Genomic DNA, 12,885 nt, shown 5'->3' with positions numbered 1-12,885 from the left:
ACAGTAAAGGCCGAATGGCGACGGCTGCGGCCGACGCGCCCTGGCGGCAAACAACAAGTAGATGCCAACCAACATTTGGCGTCTATTAGTAGTGCCAAACGTACCGTACTGCGCCACGAATACGACAAAGCCCGGCACGAGGCCGGGCTTTCTCATTAGCGCAGCGGCCGCCTGAAGGCGGGTTCCGCGCGGTATAGCGTCGCCCGGCCGACTGCGGCCGAGCGGAACGTGGCTCAGTAGCGATAGAGTTCCGGCTTGAACGGGCCGGTCGGCGCCAGGCCGAGATACTTCGCCTGCGCATCGTTCAACACGGTGAGCTTGGCGCCGACCTTGGCGAGATGCAGCGCCGCGACCTTCTCGTCGAGATGCTTCGGCAGCGTGTAGACCTTGTTCTCGTACTTGGCGTGGTGGTTCCAGAGCTCGATCTGGGCCAGCGTCTGGTTCGAGAACGAGCAGGACATCACGAAGGACGGGTGGCCGGTGGCGTTGCCGAGGTTCACCAGACGGCCTTCCGAGAGCAGGATGATACGCTTGCCGTCGGGGAACTCGACCTCGTCGACCTGCGGCTTGACGTTGTCCCACTTGAAGTTCTTCAGGCCGGCGACCTGAATCTCCGAGTCGAAATGGCCGATATTGCAGACGATGGCGCGGTGCTTCATCGCGCGCATATGGTCGACGGTGATGACGTCGAGATTGCCGGTGGCGGTCACGAAGATGTCGGCGCGCGGAGCGGCGTCCTCCATGGTGACGACCTCATAACCCTCCATCGCCGCCTGCAGCGCGCAGATCGGGTCGATTTCGGTGACCATGACGCGGCAGCCGGCCTGGCGCAGCGAGGCGGCCGAGCCCTTGCCGACGTCGCCATAGCCGGCGACGAGCGCGACCTTGCCCGACATCATCACGTCGGTGCCGCGGCGGATGGCGTCGACCAGCGACTCACGGCAGCCATAGAGGTTGTCGAACTTCGACTTGGTGACGGAGTCGTTGACGTTGATCGCCGGGAAGGGCAGGCGGCCGGCCTTGGCGAGATCGTAGAGGCGATGCACGCCGGTGGTGGTCTCCTCGGAGACGCCCTTGATCGCGGCGCGGGTCTTGGTGAACCAACCCGGATTGGCCTTGAGCTCGCGCTTGATCAGCTTGAAGAAGATCGTCTCTTCCTCATTGCCCGGCTTGTCGAGGAAGGCGGCGTTGCCGGCCTCGGCCTCGGCGCCGAGGATAACCAGCATGGTGAGATCGCCGCCATCGTCGAGGATCATGTTCGGCGTGCCGCCGTCACCCCAGCTCGCGGTACGCAGGACGTATTCCCAGTACTCTTCCAGCGTCTCGCCCTTGATGGCGAAGACCGGCACGCCGGACGCGGCGATCGCAGCGGCGGCGTGATCCTGGGTCGAGAAGATGTTGCAGGAGGACCAGCGCACATCGGCGCCGAGCTCGGTCAGCGTCTCGATCAGCACGGCGGTCTGGATGGTCATGTGCAGACAGCCGGCGATGCGGGCGCCCTTGAGCGGGGCCTTGCCCTTGTGCTCGGCGCGGATCGCCATCAGGCCCGGCATCTCGTCCTGGGCCATGTTGATTTCCTTGCGGCCGTAATCCGCGAGGCTGATGTCCTTGACGACGTAATCGTGCTTCGACACGGGGACGCTCCAATCGATCGTGCTTTGAATGACGGCGGCTCTCTAGCAGGGTGCTCGCCGGAAGGCAATCAAAGATATAAAGATGTCTTTATATCTCTGATGCCCCGCGTCGAAAGGAGCGATCGGATTGGCAACGGATCTTCGGCCACCCGCTCCGATCCCGCATGGTGCGCAGGGAGGCGGCCCGTCAGGGCATGAAGAAGAACCCAGCCAGCGCCGAAATCATCGCTATCGCTTTGGCACAAGGCATAATGCCTGACGTCAGGCGGGGCGGCCTACTCGCCCTCGCCGAACCTGTCGGCGACCAGCGCGCCGAGCGCTCGGAGCGCGTCCTTCGCCTCCGCGCCCTTGGCGACCACGGTAATGGTCGAGCCGATACCGGCCCCCAGCGTCAGGATACCCATGATCGACGTGGCGCCGACAGTCTCGCCACAACGGCTGACGGTGATGTCGGCGTCAAACTGGCTGGCACACTGCACGAACTTGGCCGTGGCGCGGGCGTGCAGGCCCTTCTTGTTGATGATCTGGAATTCGCCATAGTCGGCACCGGCCGGAATCTCGACCTCGGAGCAATCGCAATCCTCGTCGCGGATGTCTTCTTCGCGGATGTCCTGCACGCCGGACCTCATTTGCCCGCCAGTACGCGGCTGGCCACCGTGATATACTTGCGGCCGGCATCCTGCGCGCTGCTGACAGCTTCGTCGAGGGTCTTCTCCTCGCGCACGCTGGCGAGCTTGATCAGCATCGGCAGGTTGACGCCGGCGACGACGTCGATCCGGCCCGGCTCCATCACCGAGATGGCGAGGTTGGAGGGTGTGCCGCCGAACATGTCGGTCAGGACGATGACACCCTTGCCGTTCTCGACCTGCTCCACCGCCGCGATGATGTCACGCCTGCGGCCCTCCATATCGTCATCGGGGGCGATGGCGATGGTGGCGAGGTTGGCCTGAGGGCCGACGACATGTTCGAGCGCGGCGCGGAATTCCGTCGCCAGGTGCCCATGCGTGACAAGCACGAGTCCGATCATTCATTACCACCGGAGAGCGCCCAACGGCGCCCGGACAAGGTCGCGGTTTATGCGGCAGGTGCGAAAGATAGGCAAGGCTTGTCTCGAACTCCTCGAAACCAGTTCACCCCGGACCGGCAAAGAGCGCAAGCGCGGCGAGCACTAGACGTTCGTCGCCAGCCCTTGGAAGCAGGCACAGCCGCGGCAGGGTGACGCCGGCGATGGTCTCGACCAGCGCCTCCGGCTCCGGCATGCGTTCGGGCTCAGCGCCACAATCGATTACAAGGCGGATCACCGCACCGGCAAGATGCGGTTCGGGGGTCAGTCCGAGGCCGCGCCGCTCGACCAGTCCCTCGATCGGCGACACCGGTCCGGCGATGACACGGCCGGCGCGGACGGTGATTTCGGTGCGGTCATCGGCGACCAGCCTGACGAAGCGGCCCTGGATCCGCGCCATGCCGATCAGCGCCAAGGCGAGGCTCGTCTTGCCGGCACCCGAGGGGCCGCGGATCAGGATGCCGGCCTCGCCGACAACAACGGTGCTGGCGTGCAGGCGAAGCGGCGGCACGTTGCTCATGCCGCTTGCGCCGCCGCCGGCAGACGCACGATGAAGCGAGCGCCGAGCCGCTTGTCCTCGCCCTCGGACTGCTCGGTGGCATAGCGGTTCTCGGCCCGGATCGTACCGCGATGGGCTTCGACGATCTGGCGCGAGATCGAGAGGCCGAGCCCAGAATTCTGGCCAAAGCCGCTCTCCGGCCGGTCGGTGTAGAAGCGCTCGAATATCCGTTCCAGCGCATGCGGCGGGATGCCCGGGCCGTCATCCTCGACCGTGATCAACACATCGCCGGCGACGCGCGACAACTTGACCCTGACCGGCTTGTCCGCCGGCGAGAAGGAGCGGGCGTTTTCGATCAGGTTGACGATGACCTGGCCGAGGCGGGAATCATGGCCGAGAACGTGGAAAGGATCGGCGCCGGGCCGCTGGCCGCGCCGGTCGACCGAGAGCTCGACGGCTGGCTGGCCTTCCCGGCGAATCTCGTTCTGGACCGAGACAACTCCTTCGATGAGCTGGGCGACATCCAGCGGAGCAGTGTCGTCGCGCGCGAGCTCGGCATCGAGGCGCGAAGCCTCCGAGATGTCGGTGATCAGTCGATCGAGCCGTTTCACGTCGTGGCGGATCACCGCGAGCAGGCGGCCGCGCGAGTCGTCGTTCTTCGCCAACGGCAAGGTTTCGACGGCGCTGCGCAGCGAGGTCAGCGGGTTCTTGAGCTCATGGGCGACGTCGGCAGCGAAGCGCTCGATCGCCTCCATGCGATTGTACAGTGCCTGGGTCATCTCGCGGAACGAGCCGGAGAGGTGGCCGATCTCGTCGTGGCGGCTCGAGAAGTCCGGGACTTCCTCGCGCGACTTGACGCCGCGGCGGACGCGTTGAGCCGCATCGGCGAGCTTGCGGATCGGCTCGGCGATGGTGCCGGCGAGCAGCACCGACAGCACGATCATCACGCCTGAGGCGACTGCAAAGACCTGGAAGATGGCGTAGCGCTCGGAGGCGATGACGGCATCGATGTCGCCGCCTTGCGTCGAGAGCAGCAATGCGCCGCGCACGGCCCGGAAGCGCTGGACCGGCACCGCGACCGAGACGATCGTCTCGCCGCGGGTGTTGACCCGCACCACGCTCGCCGGCGAGCCGGCGAGCGCACGGGCGACCTCCGTGTAGGATCTGCCATTGGCGTTGGCGAAATCGTCATAGGCCGGCACATCGGCGCGACCGAGCCGATTGCGGAACATGTTCCAGGTGCGTTCGAACAGCGGCGGCTCGTCGCTCTCGCCGATACGCGGCAGGTCGAGCCGCAAGATGTCGCCGCGCGAATAGAGATTGCGCGAATCGAGCGTCAGCATCCCGTCCTTGTCGTAGATGCGGGCGCGGGTCTTGGTCGGCGTCACCAGCCGGCGCAGAAGCGGGGCGACCTTCTCGGGATTGATCGAGAAATCCAGCGGATCCTCGGCGATGGCGCCGCTCTCACCGGCCTGCATCTGCAGGAGCTTGTCCGGGTCGATCGCGATCGTGTCGGTCTCGACCGTGGCGGAGGCAGCGATGGCGCCGGCGATGATCTCGCCCTGCGTCAGCAGGCTCTGCACGCGCGCCTCGATCAGACCCTCCCGGAACTGGTTGAGATAGAGAAACCCGACGAGCAGGGCGACGAGACCGGCGAGATTCAGGACGACGATGCGACGGGTCAGGCTCGAGGCGGCCCGCCCGGAGATGGCGCGCCACACGCGGCGGCCGAACAGCGCGGCACGGCGGCGCAGCGTCAGCCCCGTGCGCGGCCCACCGGCGCGGGCGCCTTCCTGTTCGATCGTAGCCATGAGCGGCTCATATCCTGTCCCGACGCCCGCGCCGCGCAAGCGCGATCATTTGCGCAAACCCGACCCGGGGCCGCACCGGGGCGCTTCTCAGCCTTCCTTGAAGCGATAGCCGACGCCATAGAGCGTCTCGATCATGTCGAACTCGACATCGACCTGGTTGAACTTCTTGCGCAGGCGCTTGATGTGGCTGTCGATGGTGCGATCGTCGACATAGACTTCGTCGTCATAGGCCGCATCCATCAGCGCGTTGCGGCTCTTGACCACCCCCCGGCCGCTGCGCCAGCGACTGCAGGATCAGGAATTCGGTGACGGTCAGTGTCACCGGCTCGCCCTTCCAGGTACAGGTGTGCCGCTCCGGGTCCATGCGCAAAAGGCCGCGCTCGAGCGCCTTGGCGTCCTCGGTGCGGGCAGGCGCGCTCGCATCCTTGCCGCTGGCGCGGCGCAGGATGGCCTTGACGCGCTCGACCAACAGGCGCTGCGAGAACGGCTTCCGGATGAAGTCGTCGGCGCCCATCTTCAGGCCGAAGAGCTCGTCGATCTCCTCGTCCTTCGACGTCAGGAAGATCACGGGCAGGTCGGATTTCTGGCGCAGGCGGCGCAGCAGTTCCATCCCGTCCATGCGCGGCATCTTGATGTCGAAGATGGCGAGGTCAGGCGGGTTCTGCTTCAGCCCGTCGAGGGCCGAGGCGCCATCCGTATAGGTCTGGATGCGATAGCCCTCGGCTTCCAATGCGATCGAAACCGAGGTCAGGATGTTGCGGTCGTCGTCGACCAGCGCAATGGTTGGCATAAGCTTTTCCAGCTCTTTGTGTTCTGGCGTTGCAATCAAAGGGGTCACTCTCGCGCGAGAGCGGCCAAAGCATGGCTGCAATCTAGCCAAGCCAAGGCGGTTTCGCTACGTCTCCCCTTCGAAAACACTTAAGACAGCGAAAAGTGCCATGGCGACCGATCCGATCAGGCCGACCGATGCCAGCGCGCGCGGACTCGCAAGAGGGCTGCTGCGCAGCGCACGCTCGGCTTCCCTTGCGACGCTGACGCCGGACGGGCACCCCTTCGCCAGCCTGACCAGCCTGGCGACCGATATCGATGGGACGCCGCTGATCCTGGTCTCTTCGCTGTCGGGGCACACGGGCAACCTGATCGCCGATCCGCGCTGCTCGCTGCTGATCGCGCCCGGCGGCAAGGGTGACCCGCTCGCCCATGCGCGGATCACGCTCATTGCCACGGCCGAGACGATCGACCGCGAGACGGATCTCGGCCGGCGCGTGCGGCGCCGCTTCCTGGCGCGCCAGCCGAAAGCCTCGCTCTATGTCGATTTCCCCGACTTCTCCTTCTTCGCGCTCAGGCTCCAGCGCGCCAGCCTCAATGGCGGCTTCGGCCGGGCCTATGAACTCGAGGCCGGCGACGTGCTCAGCGACTGCTCGCAGGCTGGGGCCCTGATCGAGGCCGAGGAAGGTGCGGTCGAGCACATGAACGAGGACCATGCGGACGCCATCCAGCTCTATGCGACGAACCTCCTCGGTGGCGAGGAAGGCGCCTGGCGCCTTTCCGGGCTCGACCCGGACGGCGCCGATCTGATGCTCGGCGACAGGGCGCTGCGCCTTGCCTTCGACGAGCCGGCGACGACACCGGACGCGCTTCGCAACACCCTGGTTGCGCTTGCCGGAAAGGCTCGCAGCGCCGCGTGAGCGCCGTCATTCACCACGGTTGAATTTTTAAACGATTTAGATCGGCGATCGTCATTGGCGGGTTATCGTCATGACTTGAGCCGGCGTCGTCATCCGCCTAAAGAGCCCTCCACTTCACCGGCCCATCGGGCCCATAGTGGGGCCTACCCCACTCCAATCACGGCGCCGGCATCGTCAGGCGGCGGCTTCTCGGCAGGAGGAATTGCCAGTGGAGACCATCGGTCACGTCAACCCGAACAGCGGCGCCGACAAATTCGGCTTCCGCGAGCTCAAGGCGATCTACTGGAATTTCGAGGCGGCGCGCCTCTACGAGGAATCGCTGCGGCGCGGTGAATCGCAGCTCGCTCGCGGCGGCGCGCTCTGCGCCGATACCGGCACGCATACCGGCCGCTCGCCCAAGGACAAGTTCGTCGTCAAGGACGCGCTGACCGAGAAGAGCGTCTGGTGGGAGAACAACGGCGCGATCTCGTCGGAGCAGTTCGAGACCCTGCTCGGCGACTTCATCAAGCACGCTGAGGGCAAGGAGCTGTTCGCGCAGGACCTCTATGGCGGCGCCGATCCGACCCACCGGGTGAAGGCACGGGTCTTCACCGAACTCGCCTGGCACTCGCTCTTCATCCGCAACCTCCTGATTCGGCCCGAGGCGAGCGAGATCGCAGGTTATGTGCCCGAGCTGACGATCGTCGACCTGCCGAGCTTCAAGGCCGACCCGAAGCGCCATGGCTGCCGCAGCGAGACCGTGATCGCGATCGATTTCTCCCGCAAGATCGTGCTGATCGGCGGCTCCGCCTATGCCGGCGAGATGAAGAAATCGGTCTTCACCTATCTGAACTACACGCTGCCTGCTAAGGGCGTGGTGCCGATGCACTGCTCGGCCAATGTCGGGTCCAAGAACGACCCGGCGATCTTCTTCGGCCTGTCCGGCACCGGCAAGACGACGCTCTCGGCCGATCCTGACCGCACCCTGATCGGCGATGACGAGCATGGCTGGTCGAAGGACGGCATCTTCAACTTCGAGGGCGGCTGCTACGCCAAGACGATCCGCCTCTCGGCCGAGGCCGAGCCGCAGATCTATGCGGCGTCGCAGCGCTTCGGCACCGTGCTCGAGAACATCGTCATGGATCCGATCTCGCGCGAGGTCGATTTCGACGATGAGAGCAAGACCGAGAACACCCGCTCGGCCTATCCGCTCGACGCCATCCCGAACGCCTCGCGCTCGGGCCGCGCCGGCACGCCGAAGAACATCGTGATGCTGACCGCCGACGCCTTCGGCGTGATGCCGCCGATCGCCAAGCTGACTCCGGCCGAGGCGATGTACCACTTCCTCTCCGGCTACACCGCCAAGGTCGCCGGCACCGAGCGCGGGCTCGTCGGCGTCCAGCCGGAATTCTCGACCTGCTTCGGCTCGCCCTTCCTGCCGCGTCATCCGTCTGAGTATGCCAACCTGCTGCGCGACTTCATCGCCAAGCACCATGTCGATTGCTGGCTGGTGAACACCGGCTGGACCGGCGGCGGCTATGGCACCGGCCGGCGCATGCCGATCCGCGTGACCCGCCGCCTGCTGACCGCGGCCCTCGACGGCTCACTCAATCGCGCCGATTTCCGCCGCGATCCGTATTTCGGCTTTGCGGTGCCGACCTCGGTGCCCGGCGTCGAGCCCCACATCCTCTATCCCGTGAAGACTTGGCAGGACAAAGCCGCCTTCGCCGAAACCGCGAAGAAGCTGATCGGCATGTTCGCGGAGAATTTCGCGAAGTTCGAGCCTCATGTCGACGACGCGGTGAAGGCCGCCGCGCCGACGAGCTCGCTCGCGGCTTGAACGCAATCAGCGCAAAAGCGTGCTATGGGAGGCGGCGATGCGCCGCCTCCTTCTCGTTTTGCTCCAGCTTCTCCTGACCCTCGTCGTTCTCGGCGCCGCCAGCTGGGGCGCCGGGCTGCTCGTGTTCCGGCTGCCGGGCGCAATCGGCATCGCTGCTGCGATCGGCTTTGGCCTTGCCGGGCTCGCCGGCGCCATCGGGCTCTGGACCGGCGCGCCGCGGCTGCCGCTCGCCTTCGCCATCCTGTTCGTCAGCCTGCTCGGCTGGTGGGGCAGCATGAAGCCCTCGCATGAGCGGAACTGGATTCCGGAGCTGGCGCGCCTGCCGCAGATGAGCGTCGCTGATAACAGCCTGACGGTGACCAATCTGCGCCATTTCACCTGGCGCACCGAGAGCGACTACGACCAGCGCTGGGAAACCCGGAGCTACGATCTCTCGCGGATCCAGGGTGCCGATCTCTTCCTGTCCTATTGGTCGGGCGAGGCGATCGCGCATCTCCTGATCAGCTTCACCTTCGCCGACAGCCAACCGCTGACGTTCTCGATCGAGGTCCGGCGCGAACAGGGCGAGGAATGGTCGGCGCTGGCCGGCTTCTTCCGCAGTTACGAGATGGCCTATGTCGCGGCCGACGAGCGCGACCTGATCGGCCTCAGGACCCAGGCCCGCGGCGAGGATACCCGCCTGTTCCGGCTTGCCGCGACGCCGCAGCAGGCGCGCGACCTGCTGCTCGCCTATGCCAAGGATATCAACGAGCTGGCTCAGACGCCGCGCTGGTACAACACGCTGACCACCAACTGCACCACCGTGGTCTACCATCTCGTCGGCCAGGTCGCGCCCGGCTGGAAGTTCTCGCTGCCGCTCGACCCGCGGGTGCTGCTCTCCGGCTACCTGACCGGCTATCTCAGGGATATCGGCGCGGTGCGCCAGGACCTGCCGCTCGACGAACTGGTCAAGCTCGGCCGGATCGGCGAGAAGGCCCGCGCCCTTGCGCCCGACAGCCCCGAATTCTCCCGCGTCATCCGCGAGGGTGTTCCGGCCGCACGGAACTGAGGCTCACGCCCTCAGCAAACGATCGGCCGATGCTCGCGGAATGCGGCGGCGAGCGTGCGCAGGGCCGCGCGCGACCTGGCATCGGTGAGGGTCGAGACCATGACGATCTCCGATGTCGGCAGGTCGGGCAGGCCGAAACGGCGGCTGACCTCGACCGTGCCGGCGGGAGCGAGCCGACAGGAGAAGGCCGAGACGGCAAGGCCGGCGGCGACGGCGGCATCGACCGCAATCGAGCCGCCGCCGATGAAGACCTCGACCCAGGGGATGCCGACAGTGTCGAGCGCTTTGGTGGCGATGTCGCGCACGCCGCAGGAGGCCGAGAGCATCGCAAGACGTAGCGGCTCGCCCTGGCGATGTTCGAAGCTTGGCGCCGCGAACCAGCCGAACGACTCCGGCGCCAGCACCTCGGCCGGGCGGCGATCGTCATCGCGGCGAACGATCGCCGCATCGAGCTCGCCCTTGTCGAACGCCTCGAGCAGAGATCGGGAATGACCGAGCTGTACCTCGATCATCAGGCCGGGGTCGTGCGCGTTGAGCCGCGCCAGCAGCGTCGGCACCTCCGGCCCGAAGACATGCGCGGCGATGCCGAGACAGAAGCGGCGGCGCGCGTTGCAGAGCGCCGAGAGCGCGCGGTCATGCGCGGCGAGGAAGGCGCGGGCTTCGTCGAGAAACATCGCCCCGTGCGCGGACAGGCGCACGAGCCGCGGCGTGCGTTCGATCAACCGGTGGCCGAGACGCTCTTCCAGTCGCTTCAACCTGAGGCTGATCGCAGCCTGGTGGCAGCCCAGAGCCGTGGCGGCGCGGGTGAAGCTGCGCAGCTCCGCAATCGTGACGAAAGCTCTGACCGCATCGACGTCGAGTGTCATGGTACCAGGCATATCAATTCATCATCACTGAAATAGCAATACATTCGGTTCTGTTATCGCATGGCGCCCGCTAGCTTGCCCGCGACTCGCCGCAGGGCTGCTAGCCCGCCTGCCGACAGGAAAGAGCCGACATCATGGACGCTACTCAAACGCTGCCGGCGTCGCGCTCGCGCGGCATGCCGGCCCTCATTGCCGCCTGCCTGACCGCACTGATGTTCGGCCTCGAGATCTCCAGCGTGCCAGCGATCCTGCCGACGCTCGAAAAGGCGCTGCCGGCCAATTTCAAGGAGATGCAGTGGATCATGAACGCCTACACCATCGCGGTGACGGGCGTGCTGATGGCGGCCGGCACATTGGCCGATCGCTATGGCCGCAAGCGGGTCTTCCTGATCGCGATCCTGGCTTTTGCCGTCGCTTCGCTGGCCTGCGGCCTGGCGCCGAACGCAACGGTGCTCATCGTCGCCCGCGTATTTCAAGGCCTCAGCGGCGGGGCGGGTCTCATCTGCAGCGTCGCCATCCTGTCGCAGCAGTTCCGCGAGCCGGCCGAACGGGCGATGGCCTTCAGCGTCTGGGGAGTCGTCTTCGGCATCGGGCTCGGCTTCGGGCCGGTCATCGGCAGTGCCATCGTCGCGCTCTCGGGCTGGCAGTGGGTCTTCCTCGTCCATACGCCTATTGCTGTCGGGACGGCGCTTCTGGCTCTGGCTTCGATCCGGGAATCACGCGACCCCGCAGCGGAACGGCTCGATATCGGCGGCATCACGACCTTGTCACTGTCGGTTTTCTGCCTGGCTTACTTCATCACGCAGGGTCCCGACCTCGGCTTCGCCAGCCCGCAGGCCCTGACCGTCCTCGCCATTGCGGTGGCGAGCTTCGTCGCCTTCCTCCTCGTCGAGCGGACGGTCAGCCGTCCGATGATCGACGTCTCGGTCTTCCGGATCCGCGCCTTTTCCGGCGCCATCATCGGCGCCGCGGCGATGAACGTCAGCTACTGGCCGTTCATGATCTACCTGCCGATCTGGTTCGAGGCCGGGCTCGGCTATGACGGCCTCACTGCCGGGCTCGTGCTGCTCGCCTATACCCTGCCCACTCTAGCCGTGCCGCCGCTGGCCGAGCAGCTGGCGCGGCGCTACCGGCCGGGCATCGTCATCCCTGCCGGGCTCTTCACCATCGGGCTCGGCTTCATCGTGATGAAGCTCGGCACCTCCGTCGCCATGCCGAGCTGGCTGACCATGTTGCCGGGCTGCCTGCTCTCCGGCATCGGCATCGGTCTCGCCAACACCCCGGTCACCAACACCTCGACCGCAGCCGTGCCGGCCGAGCGCGCCGGCATGGCCTCAGGGATCGATCTCAGCGCCCGGATGATCTCGCTCGCCATCAATATCGCGCTGATGGGCTTCATCCTCGTCGAGGGCGTGCGTGCTTCGCTGACGGAGAAGCTCGCGGCCGGCACCGATGCCACGGCATTGCGCAGCCTGGCGGAGAAGCTGGCCGCCGGCGCGCCCATTTCCGTCGAAACCGGCCTGTCGGCAACGCTCGTACGCCAGGCACTCGCCGACGGCTTCGGGGCGGTCATGCTCTATGGCGGGATCGGCGTGTGGCTGCTCGCCGCGGCGAGCCTCGTGGTCTTCGCCCGGACATCAGCGCCTAAGGGCGCGATCTCCTGCCAAGCGCAGTGAGGGCGGATGATCAGCCATAGCCGTGCAGGCTCGCACCATGGCGCTTGAGCCAGGCTTCCGCATCGTCGGTACTTGGGCAGAGCTTGTGCGTCAGCGCCCAGAAGCGGTGCGAATGGTTCATCTCCTTGAGATGCGCGACCTCATGGGCGGCGAGATAGTCGAGCACCGACGCCGGAGCCAGGATCAGCCGCCAGGAGAAGCTGAGATGCCCTTTCGAGGAGCATGAGCCCCAGCGGCTGGTGGTGTCGCGCAGCGTGATCTTGCGCGCGGGGATGCCGAGCACGGCGGTATGGGTGCGCACCGATTTCTCGAGATCGGCGAGGGCCTCGCGGCGCAGGAAGTCCTTGACCCGGCGCGCGACATGGCCCACCTCGCCGCAGACGGCGATGATCGGCTCGCCCTCGGCGGAGAGCGTGGCGCGGGTCAGCCCGCGCACCCTGGTCCAGTGCACGATGCGGTGCGGCACGCCGCGCAACGGCACGACCGCGCCGGGCTCGAACGGCACGCCCTGCGGCCGCTTGGCGAGGCGCGCCGCGATCCAGCCGCCATGCTTCTCAGCGAAGATGCGTCCCGTCGTGAAGTCGACGCGCTCGGGCAGGGTCAGCGTGATCTCGCCGGTCGCCTGCGAGACGCGCAGCGTCAGCCGCCGCGCCGTCGAGCGCCGCCTGACGGTGACCGGATAGAGCTGGCCGGCATAGCCGACCTCGATCCGGTCGGGATCGGGCTTGCGCCTGAACAGGGAGAACCGCATCCCTGCGATTGTGCGGGATTCGCAGCGGGA

The 12,885-nt window shown here is 66.4% G+C and carries 11 protein-coding genes and 1 pseudogene; 4 read left to right on the top strand and 8 right to left on the bottom strand.

Annotated features, from left to right (window positions below):
- Positions 1 to 233 precede the first annotated feature (233 nt).
- The 6 genes and pseudogenes from ahcY to QO058_RS16430 form a co-directional block, all read right to left on the bottom strand.
- Complete coding sequence (gene ahcY / locus QO058_RS16455; RefSeq protein ID WP_432211942.1) at positions 234 to 1,634, bottom strand: adenosylhomocysteinase; 1,401 nt, start codon at positions 1,632 to 1,634, stop codon at positions 234 to 236.
- Between the two features lie 275 nt (positions 1,635 to 1,909).
- A complete protein-coding gene (locus QO058_RS16450; RefSeq protein ID WP_284172926.1) occupies positions 1,910 to 2,191 on the bottom strand; it encodes an HPr family phosphocarrier protein in 282 nt (93 codons plus the stop codon).
- A gap of 68 nt (positions 2,192 to 2,259) precedes the next feature.
- Complete coding sequence (locus QO058_RS16445; protein WP_129160293.1) at positions 2,260 to 2,661, bottom strand: PTS sugar transporter subunit IIA; 402 nt, start codon at positions 2,659 to 2,661, stop codon at positions 2,260 to 2,262.
- A gap of 103 nt (positions 2,662 to 2,764) precedes the next feature.
- Positions 2,765 to 3,217, bottom strand: coding sequence for an HPr kinase/phosphorylase (locus QO058_RS16440; RefSeq protein WP_284167376.1), 453 nt, complete (start codon positions 3,215 to 3,217; stop codon positions 2,765 to 2,767).
- Positions 3,214 to 5,007 (bottom strand): sensor histidine kinase, encoded by a 1,794-nt coding sequence (locus QO058_RS16435; RefSeq protein ID WP_284167375.1) that lies wholly within the window; start codon positions 5,005 to 5,007, stop codon positions 3,214 to 3,216. The genes QO058_RS16440 and QO058_RS16435 overlap by 4 nt, the downstream gene beginning before the upstream one ends.
- An 87-nt stretch (positions 5,008 to 5,094) precedes the next feature.
- Positions 5,095 to 5,797, bottom strand: a pseudogene (locus tag QO058_RS16430) (response regulator).
- 148 nt (positions 5,798 to 5,945) lie between these two features.
- Here QO058_RS16430 and QO058_RS16425 point away from each other — a divergent pair.
- The 3 genes from QO058_RS16425 (at position 5,946) to QO058_RS16415 (ending at position 9,562) form a co-directional block, all read left to right on the top strand.
- A complete protein-coding gene (locus QO058_RS16425) occupies positions 5,946 to 6,695 on the top strand; it encodes a HugZ family pyridoxamine 5'-phosphate oxidase (protein ID WP_284167374.1) in 750 nt (249 codons plus the stop codon).
- Between the two features lie 208 nt (positions 6,696 to 6,903).
- Positions 6,904 to 8,514: a phosphoenolpyruvate carboxykinase gene (locus tag QO058_RS16420; RefSeq protein WP_284167373.1), complete on the top strand. Its 1,611-nt coding sequence runs from the start codon at positions 6,904 to 6,906 to the stop codon at positions 8,512 to 8,514.
- Between the two features lie 37 nt (positions 8,515 to 8,551).
- Complete coding sequence (locus tag QO058_RS16415; RefSeq protein WP_284167372.1) at positions 8,552 to 9,562, top strand: Lnb N-terminal periplasmic domain-containing protein; 1,011 nt, start codon at positions 8,552 to 8,554, stop codon at positions 9,560 to 9,562.
- Between the two features lie 11 nt (positions 9,563 to 9,573).
- On the opposite strand, the gene QO058_RS16410 is transcribed toward QO058_RS16415, so the two are convergent.
- Entirely contained in the window at positions 9,574 to 10,428 is an 855-nt protein-coding gene (locus QO058_RS16410) for a LysR family transcriptional regulator (protein ID WP_284167371.1), read from the bottom strand.
- A 134-nt stretch (positions 10,429 to 10,562) separates the two neighbouring features.
- Between QO058_RS16410 and QO058_RS16405 the strand changes: the two genes are divergently transcribed.
- Positions 10,563 to 12,104 carry an MFS transporter gene (locus QO058_RS16405; protein WP_284167370.1) on the top strand — a complete coding sequence of 514 codons (1,542 nt, stop codon included), beginning with the start codon at positions 10,563 to 10,565 and terminating at the stop codon, positions 12,102 to 12,104.
- A 10-nt stretch (positions 12,105 to 12,114) separates the two neighbouring features.
- On the opposite strand, the gene QO058_RS16400 is transcribed toward QO058_RS16405, so the two are convergent.
- Positions 12,115 to 12,855 (bottom strand): M48 family metallopeptidase, encoded by a 741-nt coding sequence (locus QO058_RS16400; protein WP_284167369.1) that lies wholly within the window; start codon positions 12,853 to 12,855, stop codon positions 12,115 to 12,117.
- Between the last annotated feature and the right edge of the window lie 30 nt (positions 12,856 to 12,885).

The sequence above is a fragment of the Bosea vestrisii genome (genome assembly GCF_030144325.1).
In the GTDB taxonomy this organism is placed as follows: Bacteria; Pseudomonadota; Alphaproteobacteria; order Rhizobiales; family Beijerinckiaceae; genus Allobosea; species Allobosea vestrisii_A.
Note: the sequence above shows the minus strand (reverse complement) of the source record. Positions and strands in the feature narration are given on the sequence as shown.

Bases quoted from the DNA above. Each gene is read 5' to 3' on its own strand.
- QO058_RS16440 (WP_284167376.1), bottom strand. From the start codon at position 3,217: ATGAGCAACGTGCCGCCGCTTCGCCTGCACGCCAGCACCGTTGTTGTC.
- QO058_RS16435 (WP_284167375.1), bottom strand. From the start codon at position 5,007: ATGGCTACGATCGAACAGGAAGGCGCCCGCGCCGGTGGGCCGCGCACG.
- QO058_RS16415 (WP_284167372.1), top strand. From the start codon at position 8,552: ATGCGCCGCCTCCTTCTCGTTTTGCTCCAGCTTCTCCTGACCCTCGTC.
- QO058_RS16405 (WP_284167370.1), top strand. From the start codon at position 10,563: ATGGACGCTACTCAAACGCTGCCGGCGTCGCGCTCGCGCGGCATGCCG.
- QO058_RS16410 (WP_284167371.1), bottom strand. From the start codon at position 10,428: ATGACACTCGACGTCGATGCGGTCAGAGCTTTCGTCACGATTGCGGAG.
- QO058_RS16400 (WP_284167369.1), bottom strand. From the start codon at position 12,855: ATGCGGTTCTCCCTGTTCAGGCGCAAGCCCGATCCCGACCGGATCGAG.
- QO058_RS16445 (WP_129160293.1), bottom strand. From the start codon at position 2,661: ATGATCGGACTCGTGCTTGTCACGCATGGGCACCTGGCGACGGAATTC.
- QO058_RS16425 (WP_284167374.1), top strand. From the start codon at position 5,946: ATGGCGACCGATCCGATCAGGCCGACCGATGCCAGCGCGCGCGGACTC.